Annotated in this window: 18 protein-coding genes and 1 pseudogene; 12 read left to right on the top strand and 7 right to left on the bottom strand. The window is 31.4% G+C overall.

From position 1 onward, the window contains the following. The first annotated feature begins 123 nt into the window (after nucleotides 1–123). From WY13_RS14315 to WY13_RS14305, 3 genes are read left to right on the top strand one after another with little or no spacing between them, the layout of a single operon-like run. On the top strand, nucleotides 124–894 hold the full coding sequence (locus WY13_RS14315; protein ID WP_063556295.1) for an AAA family ATPase: 771 nt from the start codon (nucleotides 124–126) through the stop codon (nucleotides 892–894). Then, nucleotides 867–2,213 carry a nitrogenase component 1 gene (locus WY13_RS14310; protein WP_242866513.1) on the top strand — a complete coding sequence of 449 codons (1,347 nt, stop codon included), beginning with the start codon at nucleotides 867–869 and terminating at the stop codon, nucleotides 2,211–2,213. The genes WY13_RS14315 and WY13_RS14310 overlap by 28 nt, the downstream gene beginning before the upstream one ends. Continuing rightward, nucleotides 2,210–3,343, top strand: a complete 1,134-nt coding sequence (locus WY13_RS14305) for a nitrogenase component 1 (protein ID WP_063556293.1) — start codon at nucleotides 2,210–2,212, stop codon at nucleotides 3,341–3,343. Before WY13_RS14310 ends, WY13_RS14305 begins: the two co-directional genes overlap by 4 nt. A gap of 368 nt (nucleotides 3,344–3,711) precedes the next feature. Here WY13_RS14305 and WY13_RS14300 read toward each other — a convergent pair whose 3' ends face one another. Beyond that, nucleotides 3,712–4,821 carry a DEAD/DEAH box helicase gene (locus WY13_RS14300; RefSeq protein WP_063556292.1) on the bottom strand — a complete coding sequence of 370 codons (1,110 nt, stop codon included), beginning with the start codon at nucleotides 4,819–4,821 and terminating at the stop codon, nucleotides 3,712–3,714. 274 nt (nucleotides 4,822–5,095) lie between these two features. On the opposite strand from WY13_RS14300, the gene WY13_RS14295 reads away from it, so the two are divergent. Together WY13_RS14295 and WY13_RS14290 are read left to right on the top strand one after the other, a co-directional pair. After that, nucleotides 5,096–7,513 carry a type IA DNA topoisomerase gene (locus WY13_RS14295; protein WP_082848526.1) on the top strand — a complete coding sequence of 806 codons (2,418 nt, stop codon included), beginning with the start codon at nucleotides 5,096–5,098 and terminating at the stop codon, nucleotides 7,511–7,513. Nucleotides 7,514–7,652: 139 nt separating this feature from the next. Next, on the top strand, nucleotides 7,653–8,099 hold the full coding sequence (locus WY13_RS14290) for a TM1802 family CRISPR-associated protein (RefSeq protein WP_063556291.1): 447 nt from the start codon (nucleotides 7,653–7,655) through the stop codon (nucleotides 8,097–8,099). Nucleotides 8,100–8,116: 17 nt separating this feature from the next. On the opposite strand, the gene WY13_RS14285 is transcribed toward WY13_RS14290, so the two are convergent. After that, complete coding sequence (locus WY13_RS14285; RefSeq protein ID WP_063556290.1) at nucleotides 8,117–9,496, bottom strand: sensor histidine kinase; 1,380 nt, start codon at nucleotides 9,494–9,496, stop codon at nucleotides 8,117–8,119. Next, entirely contained in the window at nucleotides 9,487–9,681 is a 195-nt protein-coding gene (locus tag WY13_RS20665; RefSeq protein WP_242866527.1) for a winged helix-turn-helix domain-containing protein, read from the bottom strand. Before WY13_RS20665 ends, WY13_RS14285 begins: the two co-directional genes overlap by 10 nt. A gap of 53 nt (nucleotides 9,682–9,734) precedes the next feature. Between WY13_RS20665 and WY13_RS14280 the strand changes: the two genes are divergently transcribed. Then, nucleotides 9,735–11,450 (top strand): methyl-accepting chemotaxis protein, encoded by a 1,716-nt coding sequence (locus tag WY13_RS14280; RefSeq protein WP_063556289.1) that lies wholly within the window; start codon nucleotides 9,735–9,737, stop codon nucleotides 11,448–11,450. 118 nt (nucleotides 11,451–11,568) lie between these two features. Here the strand turns inward: WY13_RS14280 and WY13_RS14275 are convergent, their stop codons facing one another. The 3 genes from WY13_RS14275 to WY13_RS14265 form a co-directional block, all read right to left on the bottom strand. Then, nucleotides 11,569–12,090, bottom strand: coding sequence for a metal-dependent hydrolase (locus WY13_RS14275; RefSeq protein WP_063556288.1), 522 nt, complete (start codon nucleotides 12,088–12,090; stop codon nucleotides 11,569–11,571). Between the two features lie 29 nt (nucleotides 12,091–12,119). Continuing rightward, entirely contained in the window at nucleotides 12,120–12,644 is a 525-nt protein-coding gene (locus WY13_RS14270) for a peptidylprolyl isomerase (RefSeq protein ID WP_063556287.1), read from the bottom strand. Between the two features lie 170 nt (nucleotides 12,645–12,814). Beyond that, nucleotides 12,815–14,863, bottom strand: coding sequence for a methyl-accepting chemotaxis protein (locus WY13_RS14265; protein WP_063556286.1), 2,049 nt, complete (start codon nucleotides 14,861–14,863; stop codon nucleotides 12,815–12,817). Between the two features lie 391 nt (nucleotides 14,864–15,254). Here WY13_RS14265 and WY13_RS14260 point away from each other — a divergent pair, with 391 nt between their 5' ends. From WY13_RS14260 to WY13_RS14250, 4 genes are all read left to right on the top strand, one after another. Then, complete coding sequence (locus WY13_RS14260) at nucleotides 15,255–15,605, top strand: four-helix bundle copper-binding protein (RefSeq protein ID WP_063556285.1); 351 nt, start codon at nucleotides 15,255–15,257, stop codon at nucleotides 15,603–15,605. A 174-nt stretch (nucleotides 15,606–15,779) separates the two neighbouring features. Continuing rightward, the gene (locus tag WY13_RS21385) at nucleotides 15,780–16,019 is read left to right on the top strand and encodes a hypothetical protein (RefSeq protein WP_192845044.1); all 240 of its coding nucleotides are present in this window, start codon (nucleotides 15,780–15,782) and stop codon (nucleotides 16,017–16,019) included. A 134-nt stretch (nucleotides 16,020–16,153) separates the two neighbouring features. Beyond that, a complete protein-coding gene (locus tag WY13_RS14255; RefSeq protein ID WP_063556284.1) occupies nucleotides 16,154–17,077 on the top strand; it encodes an aminoglycoside phosphotransferase family protein in 924 nt (307 codons plus the stop codon). Between the two features lie 247 nt (nucleotides 17,078–17,324). Continuing rightward, entirely contained in the window at nucleotides 17,325–17,906 is a 582-nt protein-coding gene (locus tag WY13_RS14250; protein ID WP_242866512.1) for a YdcF family protein, read from the top strand. Between the two features lie 212 nt (nucleotides 17,907–18,118). On the opposite strand, the pseudogene pduB reads toward WY13_RS14250, so the two are convergent. Continuing rightward, nucleotides 18,119–18,853, bottom strand: a pseudogene (gene pduB, locus WY13_RS14245) (propanediol utilization microcompartment protein PduB); the annotation flags it as partial. 192 nt (nucleotides 18,854–19,045) lie between these two features. On the opposite strand from pduB, the gene WY13_RS14240 reads away from it, so the two are divergent. Together WY13_RS14240 and WY13_RS14235 are read left to right on the top strand one after the other, a co-directional pair. Next, entirely contained in the window at nucleotides 19,046–19,429 is a 384-nt protein-coding gene (locus WY13_RS14240; RefSeq protein ID WP_063556281.1) for a helix-turn-helix transcriptional regulator, read from the top strand. A gap of 86 nt (nucleotides 19,430–19,515) precedes the next feature. Next, nucleotides 19,516–20,160 carry a hypothetical protein gene (locus tag WY13_RS14235; RefSeq protein WP_242866511.1) on the top strand — a complete coding sequence of 215 codons (645 nt, stop codon included), beginning with the start codon at nucleotides 19,516–19,518 and terminating at the stop codon, nucleotides 20,158–20,160. The last annotated feature ends 421 nt before the right edge of the window (nucleotides 20,161–20,581 follow it).

The raw sequence follows: 20,581 nt of genomic DNA, 5'->3' as shown, positions 1-20,581 counted from the left end.
AAGCAACAATCACTGTCCTCTGTCAATTGTCCTCTGTCCTTTAAAAAATGCTTCGCATTTTGTTTATATTAAGTCAAATCTTGTATGTGAGAAATTTGAGTTAGAGTATGGAGGAAACACATTATGATAAAAATTGCAGTGTATGGAAAAGGTGGTATTGGAAAATCTACAACAGTTTCTAACATATCAGCCGCACTTTCTGATAGAGGAATAAGGGTTATGCAGATAGGATGTGACCCTAAAGCTGATTCTACAGTTTCACTTCATGATAAAAGAAACGTGAATACAGTGCTTGAACTTGTAAGGGAAAAGAAGAATAATTTTGATTTAGAAGATATGGTCACTGTTGGTTACAATGGTGTCATATGTGTGGAAGCAGGTGGACCTAATCCAGGCCTTGGATGTGCAGGAAGGGGAATTATAGCAGCACTAGAAAAATTGAAGGAAAAAGGTGCATATGAAGTATATAAACCAGATGTGGTAATATATGATGTATTGGGTGATGTAGTATGCGGAGGGTTTTCTATGCCAATGCGTAAGGGCTATGCAGATAAAGTATTTATTATAACCTCAGGTGAAAACATGGCTATTCATGCAGCCGCCAATATTGCAATGGCTATAGAAAATTTTAAAAACAGAGGTTATGCTGGCCTTGGAGGGCTTATTCTTAACAGAAAAGATGTGAAGAATGAATACGAAAAAGTAGGCGAATTGGCAGAGGATATTCATTCAGAAATAGTTGGTACCCTGGATAGAAGTGAAGTCGTTCAGGAAGCAGAAACTTTGAACAAGACGGTAATAGAAGCATTTCCTGAAAGTGATATGGCAAAACAGTATAGAAAGCTGGCAGAGATTATCATGAGGATATGTGGAAAGGAGATATCATGCTTATAAATGTATCTGGACACGTTGATGAGGCAGGTACCTGTACTTTAATAAAAGATGCCGCATTTCCTGAGCCATTTGTATCTGGCCTGCAATATAACGCTCCTGCTAGGGGAGTATGGAATATAGTTCATGTTGGAATGCTTATTCCAAAGTCGCATCAGATATATGTATGTGCAGCAAACTGTTTAAGAGGAGTTGTTCTTACAGCAGCAGAAATGGGCACATTGGACAGATTCTCAACTATAGCTGTGCAGGAAAATAATGTGCTTGAAGGTGATATGGAGGAACTTATCATTAAGGGTGTATCGGATATACTTAATAAACTTCCACAAAAACCTCCGGCAGTTCTAATATTTACTGCCTGCATACATTATTTTATGGGATGTGATTTGGAGCTAGTTTACACAGAATTACGAAAAAGATATCCGGATGTAGCTTTCACGGATTGTTATATGGATCCAATTATGAGAAAAAGTGGCCTGACTCCGGATGAGAAAATGAAACGTCAATTATACAGCATCCTTCAACCAATGGAAATTAACAAAAAAAGCATTAATATCATTGGTAACAATATTCCTACGGATGAAAGCAGTGAACTTATACGGACAATTCGTGAAAATGGATATGAACTGAAAGATATTACTCTTTGCAAGACCTATGATGAATATCTTAATATGGCTGAAAGCTGTACAAACATATCCTATCTGCCTGTTGCAATACCAGGTGGAGACTATTTGCAAGATAAATTAGGACAGAAGCACCTGCATTTGCCTTTATGTTATGGATTTGATGAAATAACAAAAAATTTGAATACATTGAACGAATATTTGGGATTACCAAAAAAAGAATACACAGATGAAAAGGTAACAGCTTTAAATGCTTTGAAAGAAGCAAAAAAAGTTATTGGTGGTGCAAAGATTTCCATAGATTATACATCTGTTCCAAGACCTTGTGGACTTGCACGATTGCTTGTAGAAAATGGATTTAATGTGGACAGGCTGTATGCAGATTCATTTACAAAATGGGACAAGACAGATTTTGACTGGCTTGTAAAAAACAAACCTGAGATTAAAGTGTATGCTACAGTACATGCAAAGATGGGTGTTCTGGATAGAAAATGTAGTGAAAAGAGCCTTGCAATAGGACAAAAGGCTGCTTATTTTACAGGAAGTGAATACTTTGTAAATATAGTAGAAGGTGGCGGCATGTACGGCTTTGATGGAATTGTGAGACTTGCTGGACTTATGAAAGAAGCCTTTACATATCCTAAAGATGTACGAAAGCTTATACAAATCAAAGGATGGAGGTGTGGTTGCTGCTTATGAAACAGGCATCAGCATTTATTTCAACATATACCGCAGATGTGTCAGGTGTTTGTTCCGCACTATATGAATTAGGCGGGATGACTGTAATGCATGATGCATCAGGGTGCAATTCAACATATACTACTCATGACGAACCACGTTGGTATGATATGGACAGTATGATCTATATTACAGGACTTTCTGAAATGGAAGCTATCATGGGTGATGATGAAAAATTAATACATGATATTGTGGCAGCTGCAAATGAGTTACATCCTAAGTTTATAGCTATTGCAGGTACACCTATTCCAATGATGATAGGCACAGATTTTCCAGCTATTGCAGAAGTGATTGAAAATGAAACTAAAATTCCTACATTTGCTGTTCAAACAAATGGAATGCACTCTTACATACGTGGGGTAGGACAAGCTCTTGTTGAAATAGTAAAACGATTTACTTTGGACGGTTTACCTAAAAGAACGAAAAGTATAAATGTACTTGGAGTTACTCCCTTGGATTATTCAGTAAACAGCAGTGTAGATAGCATTAGAAGACGATTAACTGAAGCTGGTTTTCAGGTTTTATCTGTATGGGCAATGGGAAGTACACTGGAGCAAATGAAACAAGCTGGAGCTGCAGAAGTAAACTTGGTTGTTTCTTCTACTGGACTTCCTGCAGCAAAAGAATTACAGAAAAAGTTTGGAACACCATATGTTGTGGGCGTTCCAATGGGAGATCAGTTTTCAGATGTAGTAATGAAATCACTGGATAAGGCAATTGATACAGGAAAATCCCAAATTGCATATGATAAACGAGCTATGTGTGGTGGTGACACGGTTATTATTGGAGAAAGCATTTATTCGGAATCATTAGCTGCAGCACTTGCACTTGAAAAGAATATGAAAGCTAAAGTCTTATGTCCTTTGGAAACGGAAGCTGATTTGTTATTAGAAGAGGATGTTGTGGCAGAAGATGAAGATAGTATTATGACATATTTGAAGAATGCAAAAGCTGTTATTGCAGATCCTATTTACCGCAGGATTATTCAGCCTGGTACTAAATTTATATCACTTCCACATGAAGCTTTTTCAGGAAGAATTTATAGAAAAGATATTCCCGATTTGGTTGATAATATAGATATAATAAAGTGAATTGGTATAAGATTATATATAAATTTTCACGGTTTAAAAACATTACGACATAACTTTTTCAAGAGGATAATTGACAGATGACAGAGGACAATGAAGGTGAGTTTTCCTCCTTACGTCAGAAAACTAATTTATTTTTAAGGGATGTTTTGCTAATGCAAAACATCCCTTAAACAGGCCCTAAAATCTGCGATTTTTAGATAATTGCTTGCTCATAAAGTACTTCTTAGAAACAAAAAACGTGAATTTCTTTTAAATTAAAGATTTTTCGTAGTGTAATGGAAAAAAATCTACCTTCACTGTCCACTGTCAATTGTCCTCTGTCCTCTCAAAAAAGTTGCTTCGTAATTTTTTTATATTAAGTCAAAATTTTATATGTTCAACTCTCTCCTGGGTATCCTAGATTTTATACCTTTTTCTATTTCCTCTAAAGTTCTTTTATCCTTTGGATCTACAAATAGACAAGTACAGCCTTTTTCACCAGCCCTTCCTGTTCTACCAATACGATGTATATATGACTCTACATTTTCCGGAATATCATAATTATATATATGAGTAACTCCACTTATATCTAGTCCTCTAGCGGCCACATCTGTAGCTATTAAATACTGAATATCTGCATTCCTAAAAGCTTTCATTATTCTTTCACGTTTTGATTGAGGTATATCACTATGCAGTTTTTTACAATTATATCCACGCTGATATAGTGCAATTTCAAGATTGTCTACCCTTCTTTTAGTTCTACAAAATATAATAGCCATAAATGGATTATCTTGATCCATAATATTACACAAGGCATCTTGCTTTTTTCTATCAGTAGTTTCTATTACATATTGCTTAATATTACTAAGTGTAACCTCTTCTTTTTTAATGGAAACCACTAAAGGGTCAGTCATGTATCTATAAGCTAATTTTTTAACATCAGAATTCATAGTTGCAGAGAAACACAATGTTTGACGTTTTTTAGAGACTTCTTTTATAATATCTTCTACATCATTTTTAAATCCCATAAGCAGCATTTGATCTGCTTCATCTAATACTAATGTTTTTAATTTGCTAAGATCTATAGTCTTTCTATGAAGATGATCTAAAAGTCTACCTGGAGTTGCAATAATTAGATGAATGTTTCTCTTCAATTTTTTTAACTGAGAACCTATATCTTTCCCACCATATGCAGCTAAAATATTTATATCCTTAGCTTTTTTAAGTTTTAGAGCTTCTTCAGTTATTTGAATAGCAAGTTCTCTTGTAGGAGTTACAATCAGTGCTTGAGTTGAATTTATATTAGGTGATATATTTTCAAAAATAGGAAGCAAAAAAGCAAGAGTTTTTCCGGTGCCCGTTTGTGCTTCAGCTATAACATCTTTTCCTTCTATAATAAAATTAATACTCTTCTGTTGAATTGGTGTTGGTTTAGTAATTCCCATGTGTTTTAATTCAGTTATTATATTTTCACTAAGTTCTAGTTCCTTAAAATCCATTTTTTCATACCTTTCATTATTAAGGCATTTTCAAAGAAATAACCAGTCAGTATGCTAGTCTATTTTCTTTCAAATGCCTAATGTGTATTTTTATTTAGTTAAGTCAATTAATAATAGCATATTACTGCAATTAATACTAATCTTGCCCTTAAGTTTTTACATTATGATAGTACAATGGTATATTTTTATATGGGAACTTATTATTTATAATTATTATTGGATAAATTTATTGTAAATAAAGTCAAAGACATAAACTTTGGAGGTATCAACTAAATTGAAGTCACTTATTATAGCTGAAAAACCAAGCCTGGCAATGAGCATTGTCAAGAGTATTGGTAATATGGAAAGAAATAATGGATATTTTGAAAATAAAAATTATATAGTTACTTTTGCCTATGGTCACTTACTTCAACTTTATGACGTAGATGATTATTTTGGAAGAGAAAAGACAAAGTGGAGTTTAGAAGAACTGCCCTTTGTACCAAAAGAATTTAAATTTAGATTACGAAAAGATGAAGGAGTAAAAAAGCAATATGAAATAATAAAATCACTAATAAAAAGAAATGATGCCCAGGAGATAGTGAATTGTGGTGATGCAGATAGAGAAGGGGAAGTAATTGTAAATAATATAATATTTAGAGCTTTTAAAGAAGAACATGTTACTAAACCTGTTAAAAGATTATGGCTGCCAGAACAAACAAGACAAACAATTATACAAAATTTAAAAAATTTAAGAGATGATATAGAATACAAAAATCTATATGATGAAGGACTGGCAAGAACATATTTAGACTGGAGTTATGGAATAAATTTAACCAGGTATTTAAGTATAAAATCGGGTTCATTTTTACCTGTAGGACGTGTTTTAATTCCTATTGTGAAATATGTATATGATAGAGATGAAAAAATTGAAAATTTTAAGCCAGAAACTTATTTTGAGATAGGTGCTGTCATAAATAAGGATAACTTACATATAAAAGCTAAATTAAAGGATAGAAAATTTGCAGCAAATGAAAGAGATAAAGCTGAAAAATTATTGGATAACTTGAAAGATAAAAAAGCTATAGTTGATAAAGTTGAAAAGAAAAAAGTTAAAAAGCAGCCGCCTAAGCTTTTTTCATTGGATACTTTACAAAATAAAATGTTTAAGGAAGAAAAAATGTCTTTGGATGATACTTTAAAAAATTTGCAGAAACTATATGAAGATGGATATACTACATATCCAAGGACTAATACAGAGTATCTGGCGGAAAATGAAAAGGATAGAATAAAAAGTGTAATTGCAGCAGTAAAAGAAAATTTTAATGCAGATATATCTTTTAAAGATAACAAGAAAATTTTTAATAGTAAAAAAGTAGAAAGCCACAGTGCAATTACTCCAACCATAAAAATTCCACCAAAGGAAAAATTATCGGAAGGTGAAAAAAAGGTTTATACTGCAATAAAAAATAGATTTATAAGTAATTTTTTAAATGAAGAAACAATAATAGAAGAAACAAGTGTAGTAATAAAAATAGATGATGAAATTATTCAATTAAAGGGAAATGTTATAAAAAGTCCTGGTTTTTTAAAATATGAAAAATCTAAAAGGGAAAATGAATTGCCTCAATTTGTAGAAGGAGAGGAGTTAGATACTAAATTCTCAGTAGATCAGAAAGAAACCCAAAAGCCTGGTAGAGTAACAGAATCTGAACTAAACAATTTCCTCAAAAATCCTTTTAAAAAGCAGGAGGTAGAAGATTTACAGGGTGAAAATGATGATGAAGAATACAAACTGATACTTGAAGGTTGTGAGATAGGCACTGTTGCAACAAGGGCAGGGATAATTAAAAATGCAAAAAAATATGAGTATATAAAAGAGCTGAAAGGTCACTTAGAATGTGAGAATAAGGGTAAAAAACTTATAGAAGCACTTGAAAAATTAAAGATTGATTTGAATAAAGAAAAAACAGTTGAATTTGGCAAGCAGCTTAAAAAAGTTTATAAAGAGGAAATAGGAATAAGTGAAATAATAGATAAAGTAAAAGATGAATTAAATAGCATTGTCCAAAATGGTAATAAAATTAAAATAGAAAAGCTGTATCTATATAACAATAAATTAGATAGTAAAATTAAAATAGAAAGCATTGGAAAGTGTCCTGTATGTCATGAAGGAGAAGTTGTGGAAAATAAATCAGGTTATGGCTGTAATAGATGGAAAGAAGGTTGTAAGTTTTTTGTAGGCAATAAAATAGCAGGAAAAGAGATTCTAAAAACCCATGTAAAAAAACTTATTAAAGATTGTAGAACCAACGTCATAAAAGGATTTAAGAGTAAAAGCGGAAAGAAGTTTAATGCTTCCTTGGTAATTGATAAAGAAGGAAAAATTGTATTTAATTTTGAAAATGAAGTTTTAGGAAAATGTCCATGTTGCGGACACGATATTGTAGAAGGGAAAAAGGCTTTTGGATGTAGTAATTGGAAAGAAGGATGCAAGTTTACTATATGGAAGGATGATAAGTATTTGGCTTGTATGGGCAAAAAACCTACTAAAACTGTAGTTAGGGAACTTCTCAAAAATGGTAAGGTTAAAATTAAAGGTTTAAAAAGCAAAGATGGAAATATTTTTGATGCCTATTTTATGTTAATAAAAAATGAAAATGAAAATAAGGATAAATATCCATATAAGTGGAAAATGCAAATAACAAAATAGTAGTTTTATATAACAAAAAGAAGGAAAACATGGTTATTTATAGAATAATACAAGTAAAGTCATAGACTATGTTCCTATATTATTTGAAAATATAGGAACATAGTGAGAAGCAAAAATGGTATATGAAGGAGGAAAGGTTATGGATAGGGGAAGTTTCCACCTAAAGGGCGACATTAAAAGTTATTTAGAAAAAATGGAATACGACCAAGAAGAAGTAGCTATGTTTTTATTAGGGTATCTTATGGGAGAAATGAGAAATGCACAATGGAAAGATATCCATAAAAATTCTCAAAAAAATTCAATTAATGCAGAAGATAGGGAATCTATATTTAATAAACTCAATTGTACTGGCATAAATGAAATAAAAATAATGGGACTTACTAAAGAAATTTTTGAAAAGCTAGAACAAGGAAAAGTCAGAGGATATACTAGGGCAATTTTTAATGAACTAAAGAGAATTCTAGATTCAAATATTAAAAAGTGGAAGATGAATAAGCAGGAAAATTTGTTTTATGTATTGTCCGGTTATGTATACAATACAGCAAGCATCATGTTAAGTGATAAAAAGGGGAAGAGGGCAGTTTGACATTTAAGTTTTTAGATCTACAGCTCTATAGGCAATGAAATTACAATTTGCCCACCGCCCATATATGCATCATTTTGTATATGAAGACTGCCATTGTGAGCCCTAATTACTTTATCTGCAAAAGTTAATCCAATACCATAATGACCTGTTTGACTTCGACTTTTATTATCAGTATAAAATAGTTCTGCAGCTTTTTTGAGTGCTTCAGGTGAAAATCCATTTCCAGAGTCAGTAAATATAAAAGAAGCTAAATTGTTTTTCAAATGGACCTGCAAACTTAAGGATGTTTCGTCTGGAGTATGCTCAAGTGCATTTATAATGATGTTCATAAATGCTCGTTTCATTGAGGAAAGGTCAATGTTCCACATTAGTTCTTTTGGAATACTGATGTCAAGTATAAAATGAATATGACGGTTTCCAATAGAGGCTAATGTATCCTTTTCAATTACATGTAAAAATTTATTTACATTGCTTTTTTCTTTGTGCAGGGCAATGGCTTGATCATTTTTAGAAGCTTCAATTAAAAGCTCAGTATAATGCTCTATTTCACCTGCTGCTTCTATGATTTCATTTGTATAATCTAATGCCTTTTCCTCTTTTTGTGTAAGACTTAATAATTCTGCATTTCCTTTAATGACAGTAATAGGTATTTTAATGTCATGAGCCAATGCACCAATTTGTTCACCTTTGTTTTTTTCTTGCTCAAATTGGCAGGTTAAGGATTTTTTAAGGCTGTGGCGTAAACTATCTAAGGAATCCATAACTTTTTGATGTTCTATAAAGTAAGAATTTTGCACCTCAAAATCCAAATCTTTATCTTCAATTTTTTGAGTAATGAAACTAAAATTGTTTAATTCTCTTTTTATCTTATTTGAAAACTGCAGTGAAAGAAAATACAGTATAATTAACAAAATAATAGTAAAAAGCAAAGTAATAGTTAATCCAGGATAAGGTATCAGATTCCGAAGAGTTGGGTTTGCAAATTGCATGATCAATTTGTAATGAATTACGCAGTATTCTTTTGGACGTTCGATTACAGCATAAACATTTCCGAAAAAATCAGCTCCTGTAAATTGGTGATTTTTAATACGTAATTTTACTTTTTTAATTTGGGACTTATTCATGGTACTTTTTTTTACATCTAAAGTTTGTTTGTCTAAAATCATATATTTTAAATTTTCAGGTATTAATTCAGAAGTTACTTCTTTAGCATTTTTTATACTTGGCGTTACTTTTTCCACTAATTGCTCTGAATATTTAGATGGCAGCAGCATTTTATTATTAGAGATATAACTAAAAATAAAAAGTAAAGCGAGTAAAAGTATAATAAAAGAAAATCCCACTTTTAAGATAAATTTGATAATATAGATTTGAAAGGATGTTTTTTTTACTTCCACATGTATCCAACTCCCCACACTGTTTCTATAGGAAAACATTTATATTCTTTAAATTTATTGCGGATTAATCTTATATATTCAGTGATTACTGAAAATTGAGTGTCACTGTCCAAATCATAAATTGCCTCAAAAATTGCCTGCTTTGTAAATACTTTGCCTCGATTAAGCGCTAAAAATTCGCAAATATTATATTCATTTATTAAAATAGATATTATATTAAAAAAAGGAGATAATTTAAATGAAACAGTGGTTTAACAATTTAAAGATGGCTCAAAAAATAATGTCATTATCTATTTTAACATCTTTATTTATAATAATAGTAGGCATAATTGGAGGAATTTATATAAAACAAATAGGTAATAATGCCGCCAGTATGTACAATAATAATTTATTTAAAGTAAATGCTATTAAAACTTTAAAAGACAATGAAACACAAATTAGAGCAGATTTACTAGTTATTGTATATAAAAGAGATAGAGCTGGATTTAACAAAACAATTAATGAAATAAATAATTTAGAAAAAGATAATACTAAAGTAATGAATAGTTACAAAAGTTCTATTAAAAGTGCTGGAGATAAAAAGATATTTACAGAATTGCAGGAGTCAGTAAATGAATATAAGGATATTAGTGGTCAAACTATAGAACTTGTTAGTGAAAATAACTATGATAAAGCAGTTAAAGATTTTCCAAAGATTACACCTGTGGGAAAAAAATTAAATAATCAGATAGACAGTATAATCAAGATAAATATCGAGGACGCTGATGATAAGGATGCAGTTAATGATAAGATGACAGCGAGTGCTTTTACTTTTATTGTAATTGTAACTGTTTTAGGGTTGGTTGTTACTGTCTTACTAGGAATACTAATAGCTAAATTGATATCGAAGAAAGTAAAAGAGATATTACAATTGGGAGAAGCTATTGGAAGAGGGGACTTAACGCAAAAAATAAATGTTAATAGTAAGGACGAAATTGGTAAGCTTGCTGAAGCTTTAAATAAGTCAATAGAAAATATAAGAAATTTAATTTTACAAATTAGTAATAGTTCTACAGATATAAGTGCTTCTAGTGAAGAACTGTCTGCAACAACAGAAGAAGTTTATGCCAGTATAGAAACTGTAAATGAGTCCACTGAACAAATAGCAAAGGGGAATGAAAATTTAAGTGCTGTAACAGAAGAAGTAGATGCTGCTGTTCAGGAAATAAACTCAACTACAGCTGAACTTGCAAATAAGGCTGATAATGCATTATCTTCAGTAAAAGAAATAAAAATACGGGCAGCTGAGGTGAAAGCTAAGGCTAAAGTGGATATAGAAAATGGAGATAAAATTTATAGTGAAAAGCATGAGAACATTATAAATGCCATAGAAGCAGGAAAAGTTGTTGATAAGGTAAAAGTAATGGCTGATTCCATAGGAGATATAGCAGAACAGACAAATTTATTGGCTTTAAATGCAGCAATAGAGGCATCTAGTGCTGGAGAACACGGTAAAGGATTTGCAGTAGTGGCGGAAGAAGTAAGGGGACTATCAGAGGAATCAGCAAAGGCTGTTACACAAATTCAGAGTATGGTAACACAAGTTCAAGATGCTTTTAACAATTTATCTAACAGTGCAAAAGATATACTGGAGTACATAAATAATAATGTAAAACCAAGTCAGAAACTGCTTCTGGAAACAGGTATAGCATATGATAGGGATTCTGAATTGATGAATAATATGGCTGTAGGTATAGCATCAGCTGCAAATAAAATGAGTCAAACTGTAGATCAAGTAACAGCAGCTATTGATAATATATCCTCAACTACGCAAGAATCTGCATCAGGGTCTGAAGAAATATTAGGTAGTGTAAATGAAGTTTCCACTGCAATACAGGATATAGCAAAATCTGCACAAACTCAATCGGAACTTGCACAAAATCTTGATGAAATGATTCATAAATTTACTGTATAGATATTTAAAAATTTATTTTATCTGATGGTTATCTACTGTAACACTCCCACTTCTATCAAAGTGGGAGATATAAGAACTCTTGAGCTTCAGCGATTTAGAGTTCTTATGCTGTGTTTAATTAAAGTTTACCATTTCGTATGAATTCATTTAATCTTTTATTTTTTATAAGCTTTATAAAAAAATACATAATAATTACAAAGCCTACTATTTCAGTTAGGTAGTAGGAGGGATCTGTGAGAAGTCTTTGAAGTGTTCCTTCTGCCCAATTTCCTTCTGGTCTTTCAGGAAATTTAAGTCCTAAAAATGGCCAAAAAAGTATTCCTTTATATAGCTGCATACTATCAAGTATTAGATGGATTGAAGTTGAAATGCCAAGTGTGAAAACACGATTTCCTTTATTCCTTTTAATACGACCTATACCTATTAATAGAAGCAAAAGGGAAAATAAAAGGGTATGTCCAAATATACGACTATTATGGAAGGTATTTCGAAATAGAAATGCTCCTATGGGCTTATCTATGAGGTCAGGAAGTATTGCCCCAACAAGAACAAATCTATAATCAATTGTTTCCTTTTTACTCATCTTTTCATAGAATTTGAAAACTGCTGTTGTGGGGCCAAGGTGTCCGAAAAAAACCATATATTTATCTCCTAACCTAATTATTTATTTTAATCATTTGTCTTTTGTGGTTCATCGTATTCTTTGCCAAAAGTATCTATAGTTACATTTTTCATCTTTTGGTCTTCATAAGGCTTATCGTTGTAATCTCTTTCTTGTGCTACGATTTCATCTACTGCCTCAATTCCTTCTACAACTTTTCCAAAAGCAGCATACTGACCATCAAGATGAGGTGCAGTATTTGTCATTATAAAAAATTGTGAGCCTGCAGAATTAGGAGCCATAGTTCTAGCCATAGATATTACACCTTTTTCATGTTTTAAATTATTTTCAAAATTATTTGCTGAAAACTCACCTTTAATCGAGTAACCTGGGCCGCCCATTCCTGTACCTTCAGGATCTCCTCCTTGAATCATGAATCCAGGTATAATCCTGTGAAAAATTGTACCATTATAAAATCCTTTTTTAACTAATGATATAAAATTATTTACTGTATTTGGAGCGGTGTTAGGATAAAGTTCTATTTTTATTAATTTACCATTTTCCATTTTAATTGTAACTATAGGATTTTTCATTTATGTTCCTTCTTTCATTAAATTTGTATGTATTTATACAATAAGTTTTATTACAGCTTCTGTCAAGTAAGTAATATGGCAAATAAAATGAATATTTAATAAGTGAAAAGAGGAACGTGCCTAGATTTAATTTACACTAATCTAGGCACGTTCTTATATATCAATTATTTTTATATCTTAAACTTATTTATATCTGAGCCTAATTTTACAGCCATATTAGATAAATTCTCTGATACTTCTGCGACTTCTTTCATAATAGCCATTTGTTCTTCGGAGGAAGCTGCTATACTTTGTATACTTTCTGATGATTCCTTAGAAATATCTGATATTTTGTTTACTGAATTAACCATATCCTGTATAGAAGTTGTAATTTGGTGTACTCCCTTAGCTACATATTGTATTTGATTAGAAACACTACTTATATCTTTTAATATTTCATCAAAAGAAGCTCCTGTATTTTTAACTAAATTAATACCCACTTTAACTGATTTACTGCTTTCTTGCATGGAAGTAACTGCTTTTTGAATTTCATTTTGAATTTCTTTAATAAGTACATTAATTTGAGTAGATGAATTAGATGACTGTTCTGCTAATACTCTGACTTCTTCTGCTACAACGGCAAATCCCTTTCCATGTTCTCCAGCTCTGGCAGCTTCTATAGCTGCATTTAAGGCAAGTAAATTAGTTTGTTCTGATACATCTATAATAATAGAACTTATATTTCCTATTTCTCCTGATTTACTATTTAGTATATTTACAACTTTTGACAATACTGTAGTATTATTATCTATGATTTCCATTTGCTCTACAGCATTATTTACTACGCTTGTACCTTCTTCGGCTTTTTTATAAGTTTGAACAGAATGATTTGTAACGTCTTGTACCTTTTCGGATATTTTATCTATATCTCCATAAATATTGGTCATACTATTTACTGTTTTATCTGCATCTGCTACTTGACTGCTGCTGCCTTCAGCTATATGGGAGACAGATGTTGCTATTTGACTTGCAGTGGTTTCTGTTTGCTCAGAACTAGCGGCTAATTCCTCTGAAATAGAAACTATTTGCTCTATACTTTCAGAAACCCCTAAAATCATATTTTTTAAGCCTGCAGTCATACTATTTAAATTTTTACTCATAATATTTAACTCATCTTTTGTATTTATTTCTAATGTTTTTGTTAAATCTCCCTTAGAAACAGCATGTACTAACTCATTGGCTTTTGATATGTTTTTCCTAATTTGTCTACTAAAGCAGATTGCTACAAGTATGCTTAACGCAATAATTATCAAAAATGTAAGTATTGTTTTAAAAAGAAAAGACCTAAGTGGAGTATATAATTCTGATTCAGAAACAGTTACAGCTATTGTCCAACCTGTTTCTGGGACTGTAGTATAATACACTCTATATTTATCATTATTTTGGTAGAAAGTGTTTTCACCGCTTTTTTGTTTTACAATGTCATTTCCAATAGCTGCTAAACTACTATTACTGTCATTTGAAATTTTAACTTTCATAATTTTACTTTTATCTGGGGCTGATATATATGTACCATCACTACTTAAAAGAAAAGCTCTACCACTTGTACCAAACTTCATATCTTGTACAGCTTTTTGGAGACTAGTTAAATCCATGTCTGCTGTAGTAACACCTATAAACTGCTTGTTTTGGTCGTAGAAAGGTGATGCTGCAGTAACCATGGTAACTTTACTAGTGTCATCATAGTATGGTAGAGACCAAACTAAGCTCTTATTAGTATTTTTTGCGTTTTTATACCAGTCATATTTGAAGTAATCATAAGTTTCATTACTATACTCATCAGTATATACTATATTACTATTATCTCTATAGGCATAAGGACCATAATATTTTAGAGTTGTATTATATTTATTTGGCTCATACCAGACTCCTGAACCGTATGTTTCCTCATTGGTTTTTACAAAATTCTCCAATAAAGATTTATAAGCATCTTGGCTTAAAGTGCCCCCTGAAGTTTCGGCTACTTTAGCTAATGTTTCAGCTACTTTACCATTCTTTAATAGAAGCTTCTGCATGTTTTCTACAGACTCACGTAATTTGTAGTCCATTTTTTCATCAATTTGAGAATTAATCATGTTTTTAGAATTAGTATATCCTATAAAGGATACTATAGATGTTCCTAGGAAAACTAATGGTAAGATACATGCTAAAATTTTTCCTTGCATATTTCTTAATTTCAACTAAATTACCTCTTTTCAAATGTTATTATGGATTCTTTAATATTAATGTAGATTGCGTATATTATTTATGGGTTGTACATATAAAAGTGCAATTAGTTTAGTATTATAAAATCCCCTTTCTACCATATCATAAGGGAAATTTTAACTCAATTATATTTGAAAGAAAGTATATATTTTCAAATATATTGTAACAATTATTCTATATTTGTTAACATTTTCTTAAATTTAGTCATGAAAATTGTTTATTTTATTATATTAAGGCTGCTTTATCTACTGAATTTAGAATGTACAAGAGTAATAAGAGATTCTATTAAATGCATAAAGTTAAATATTTAGAGAAAAATAAAGTTTATAAGATATAGACATAAAAATTTTAAGGAGGGTTTAGATTATGAATTCAACTTTAATGGCTCCAAATGCCCAGTATCAATCATGTATTGATTCTTGTAATAAATGTATGCAATTATGTGAGGAATGTTTCAGAATGTGCCTGTCAGAGCCAGATGTAAAGGCAAGAGAGCATTGTATAGTTGATTTAGTTGATTGTGCAGAAATTTGTAGAACAGCTGCAACTACTATGGCTAGAAGAGGATATCATGCAAATGATATTTGTAATTTGTGTGCAACAATTTGTGATGAATGTGCATCCGAATGCAGCAAATTCAACGATGAACACTGTAGAATATGTGCAGATGCATGTCGTCAATGTGCTGATGAGTGCAGAAGAATGAGAACTATGTAAAAATAACTTATTGATAAACAGAGTTCTTGGCATCAGATGGAGTTTTGACTCCATCTGATGCTTAGAAATCGTTATCCAGGGACATAGCTGCTCTTTATTCACACTTGGAGAAGTGGGAGTATTAGAGCAGGTAGTCATCGGATAAAAGTATAGTGACAAAAAAGAAACCTCTTTGTGTTTTCACGAAGAGGTTTTTGTAGTATTTTTATTAAACCTTGGAATTTTGTCCCTATTAAAGAGTATTATATAGTTACTATGAGCAGCTATTATTTAACTATTGGTACTCCCAGACCTAACGATAAAGTAGTTACTAATGTTGGAACTGATTTGTTTTATTTAAAAAGAAATGATGTAGAATGGTATAAAAATTTACAAACTACAGCAGATATTTGTATGAGATGTTATATAAATTAATAACTCAACTTTCACACATATAAAATTTTGACTTATATTCTAGATATTTTTACTATTATAACTGCTTCAATATAGTATATAATGGAAATGTATAAAAATAAAAAATCTAGTGAATATAGTTTTGGAGGGATATGATGGATTACAATTTTAATGATGTAGATGGTTCAAAAAACTGGGTAAAGGTAAAGAAAATAGATTATGGATGGTCTTGTGATGAAAAATATTATATAGAGGATGATAAAAGCAAGAAGTACTTGCTTCGTGTATGCACTAGAGATAGTTATAAACAGAAACAGAAAGAAGTTGAAGTAATTAAGAAGTTCAATAATCTTGATTTTGAAATGTCTAGGGTTATAGATTTTGGATATTTCAATGAATGTAGAAATGTATACATGCTTTTAAGTTGGGTAGAAGGCTCTTCACTTGAAGAAAAGGTGGACTCTTTACCTGAAGTGGAACAATATGAACTTGGGGTACAAGCAGGTAGAATTTTGAAAGCAATTCACAGCATTCCGGTTGATCGAGAAGATATTGCCCTTGTAAACAAAATTCCTAAAAAATTGTTACAATTGCAGAGATATGAAAATTCATCCCTTCGCATTCCAAATGATGAAATTGCTATAGACTTTATAAAAAATAATATTCATATGATGTGCAGATTATATCCAGTTTATGAACACGGTGATTTTCATATGGGAAACTTAATATATACACCAGATAGAAATATAGGAGTTATAGATTTTAATCGTTGGGAATGTGGTGACAGATACGAAGAATTTTACAAGGTTCAAAGCTTTGATATAGAAAATAGCATTGCTTTTTCAGTAGGACAAATTCAAGGATATTTTAAGGGAGATCCACCAATCGATTTTTGGAAAACTCAGGCGGTATATGTGGCACATTCATCTTTGTATTCTATTAAATGGGCAGAGAAATTTGGACAAGAACAAGTCTATGAAATGAAGAAAAGATGTTTTCAAGCCTTTCGAGATTATGATGACTTCAACTTGACAATTCCAAAATGGTACTCACAAAATAAGGACAAATACAGGTTATGATATATAGTTTAATAGTAAAATATTATGTTTTAGGATGGTGTTTAGCGTGAAAAATTTAAAAAATCACAAGGGTATAGGATACTTCCTAGTGGCCTTTGGAATAATTAACATACTATATTTTATTAGTTGCTTCATAGCATTTAGCAGGTTTGTGAATTTCTCAGAATTTTTTGTTGTGTTAGGAATTGTTTGCGTGATCTTAGGAATTTATAAAATAAGGTTTCATGAAAATAATTTTAATAAAGTGATGAAAAGATTTTTGACAGCTTTAAAAGTATTTACATCCATAATTATTATTTCATTTATTTTTGTTGAAGGATGCATTTTTGTAAGTGCTAATGAAAGTCATAATAAGAAGCCTGATTATATTATGATTTTAGGTGGTGGAATCAGCGGAAGAAATATGCTTCTAGTTCAGCTTCAGAGGACTCAAGAAGCACTTAAATATATAAAACAAAATCCAGGTATAAAGGTTATTGCTTCAGGGGGACAAGGACGTGGAGAAGATATATCGGAAGCAGAAGCTATGAGGATATATCTTGTTCAGCATGGAGTAAAGAATGAAGATATAATAAAGGAAGAAAAATCCCAAAATACTTTGGGAAATATGAAATATACTAGGGAGATTTTGAAGAAAATAGATGGTAGGGAAAATATACAGTTAGCTGTTGTTACAAGTAATTTTCATGTTTTTAGAGCTAAGTTTTTGGCTAAAAGATATGGATTTCAAGTTGAAGGTGTTCCTGCACCTGTAAACTATTTATTGCTGCCTAATTATTGTGTAAGAGAATATTTTGGGGTTGTTAAATCTTTTATTTTTGATAGATAAACAGAGTTCTTGGCATTAGGTGGAGTTTTGACACCTTATGCTTATTAACAGACTTCTTAGTGCTTCAGCATTTAGAATGCGTTATCCTTTAGGAAAAATCGTTATCCAGAGACGTAGCTGCTGCAGATATCCCAAATTTTTAATTTGGTGATAGTCGCTTTCGCTGTGTGCGTGGGAGTATTAGAGCAGGTAGTCATCGGATAAATACTATATTAAATATAAGGTTTTCCTGTAGTGGATACAGGGCTTTGACCCATTGATCTGGCAATAGACAATCCTACTTTTCTAGCAGCAATTACCGCTTGTCTTACAGCACCTGGATCTCCTGTAACAGTTATGATAACTTCATTTGAATGAGCAGTTCCTTGGCTTGGACTTAAATAACTAATAAGTTCAACATTTGAAGTTTTAAGTGCAGTATCTGCCATTACTACACCAATTCCCGCTGGAGCACCTACAATTATTCCAAAAGCTTTTCCAATAGGGGCACCAAAACCTTTGTTTAAAGCAAGACTCGCCCTTGCAGTATAGTGTAATTCAATATGACCTGCATCAAATCCATAAACATCTCCGAAATTTCTTTCTGTTTTACTAAGGGTGATTTCTACTGCCCTTCTTACATCAGATACATCTTCTGCTGAAAGTGTGATCAAACAACCATGTCCTGCCCCACCTTTTGTATCTCTTGGAAGTTCAACACTTGCAACTTCTGTATTAGTAGCCTTTACTGCTTCGTCAGCAGCCATGATTTGAGAACCTGCTCCTGTCCTGTTACTTATAATTCCTATTGAACGATGTCTCTTATCTAATCCCATCTTCTCATGCAAAGAACTATCCACATTTGCTATAACAAGACCTACTGTATCTCCATATTTTACTGTTCCCACAAATTCAGTTATTGATGATAGTACACTCATTACATATGTCTCCTTTTGAGGTCGATACTTTCTTGTGCTTTTTTACCTCTGTTAAATTTTTATGTGTTGATTTTATAATTTTACTAATTTATTTCTTCAGAGTCAAATTTTTTTAAAACTACTCTATGAAAGTTTAGCTTGTTAAGATAATTTGTATATGAAGAATATAAATAGTATAATTATATTTGTTATTAGATGAAATCTAATACAGGAGGTGATCTAATGAACAATTTAAAGCAGTGTCCATGTAAAGGTAGTAATTTGGATAAAATGATTCAGCCCGCTATACTTGCAGCTCTTGTAAAAGAAGAATTACACGGTTATAAGATTATCCAGAGAATTGCACAAACAGCCATGTTCAATGGAAATAAACCTGACCCGACAGGAGTATATCGCCATTTAAAAACTATGGAAAGTATGGGACTCATTATATCAAGTTGGGATACAAATAATTCTGGTCCAGCTAAAAGAATTTTTAAAATTACAGAAGATGGCTATCAATGCTTATGTACATGGATTTCAACATTAGAAGACTATAAAAATACAATTGACACATTTCTTAATGAAGTAAAAAGTGTTATTAGTAATGACAAATCAGCCAAGTAAAAATATATCATTTTGCATTACAAAGTGAATACTTTATTAGTACAAATTATTTTAATGGGTGGAGGGATCTATATGACTAATTCCTAATGACAACTGCTGACTATCCAATAAATGATTTTTTAAGCATAGCAAAAAATGTAAGAAACATTTTGCCTAAAAATGTAAGATTAGTAGCCAATATTGGAGACTTTAACTATGATACAGCAATTAAATTAAAAGAGGTGGGATTTACTGGAGCATACCACATTAAGCGTTTAAGGGAAGGAATAGACACAACTATTAAACCTGAAACTAGAATTGCAACTCTCGATTCAATAAAAAAAGCAGGATTGGAATTATATTATTGTGTAGAACCTATTGGTCCAGAGCACAGTTATGAGGAAATAGTTGATGAAATGTTAAGAGCTAGAGATTATAATGTAGGAGTTATGGCTGCCATGAGAAGAATACCAGTTAAAGGGACTCCTTTGTATGAAAAGGGCCAAATTTCATCGGTTGAGCTTTCTAAAATTGCGGCAGTTACAAGAATAGTTACACGACCTCATAGGGCTATGAATGCACATGAGACCATTCAGATGAGTTTAATTTGTGGAGTAAATCAGTTGTATGCTGAAGCAGGTGCTAATCCTCGAGATAGTATATCCAATACTGAAAAAAGTCGTGGATTATCAGTAAAAAGTATAAGAAAACTATTTGAAGATGCAGAATATGAAATATCAAGTGATTTTTAGGTTCAGACGCGGGACATCCATCTGACCTACGGACAGTAAAAAAGGTAAGTTTAGAAATAAAGGATAAAAACACATACATGAGTTGAAATTACCAATAAAAAATGGTACAAAAAAACATAGCCAAGTCCTAAAATATGAGTTATAAAACTAAATTAGGAGGACTAGCTATGCTAAACAGTCAAGAATATATTACAACATAATTAAGAAAAATACTATATAACATTTTACCCATATCATCCAACAAACTAAAAAAATTGGTATATATTGTAGTAGGAATAGTACTATCAAAATCAGTTGTACTATCAGAAATATCAGAGAAACTGAAAAATGATTATACAGAAGCTGGTGAAGCCAGCAAGATAAAAAGAATATTTAGATTTTTAACAAGTCCTATAATAAAATCAGATTACCTATATTATAA

Origin of the sequence: Clostridium ljungdahlii (genome assembly GCF_001636845.1) — a bacterium.
GTDB lineage: Bacteria > Bacillota > Clostridia > Clostridiales > Clostridiaceae > Clostridium_B > Clostridium_B ljungdahlii_A.
Note: the sequence above shows the minus strand (reverse complement) of the source record. Positions and strands in the feature narration are given on the sequence as shown.

Coding starts and splice junctions, on each gene's coding strand:
- WY13_RS14290 (WP_063556291.1), top strand. CDS start 7,653: ATGGATAGGGGAAGTTTCCACCTAAAGGGCGACATTAAAAGTTATTTA.
- WY13_RS14305 (WP_063556293.1), top strand. CDS start 2,210: ATGAAACAGGCATCAGCATTTATTTCAACATATACCGCAGATGTGTCA.
- WY13_RS14275 (WP_063556288.1), bottom strand. CDS start 12,090: ATGGTTTTTTTCGGACACCTTGGCCCCACAACAGCAGTTTTCAAATTC.
- WY13_RS14280 (WP_063556289.1), top strand. CDS start 9,735: ATGAAACAGTGGTTTAACAATTTAAAGATGGCTCAAAAAATAATGTCA.
- WY13_RS14260 (WP_063556285.1), top strand. CDS start 15,255: ATGAATTCAACTTTAATGGCTCCAAATGCCCAGTATCAATCATGTATT.
- WY13_RS14240 (WP_063556281.1), top strand. CDS start 19,046: ATGAACAATTTAAAGCAGTGTCCATGTAAAGGTAGTAATTTGGATAAA.
- WY13_RS14250 (WP_242866512.1), top strand. CDS start 17,325: ATGAAAAGATTTTTGACAGCTTTAAAAGTATTTACATCCATAATTATT.
- WY13_RS14255 (WP_063556284.1), top strand. CDS start 16,154: ATGGATTACAATTTTAATGATGTAGATGGTTCAAAAAACTGGGTAAAG.
- WY13_RS14315 (WP_063556295.1), top strand. CDS start 124: ATGATAAAAATTGCAGTGTATGGAAAAGGTGGTATTGGAAAATCTACA.
- WY13_RS14235 (WP_242866511.1), top strand. CDS start 19,516: ATGACAACTGCTGACTATCCAATAAATGATTTTTTAAGCATAGCAAAA.
- WY13_RS14300 (WP_063556292.1), bottom strand. CDS start 4,821: ATGGATTTTAAGGAACTAGAACTTAGTGAAAATATAATAACTGAATTA.
- WY13_RS14310 (WP_242866513.1), top strand. CDS start 867: ATGTGGAAAGGAGATATCATGCTTATAAATGTATCTGGACACGTTGAT.
- WY13_RS14270 (WP_063556287.1), bottom strand. CDS start 12,644: ATGAAAAATCCTATAGTTACAATTAAAATGGAAAATGGTAAATTAATA.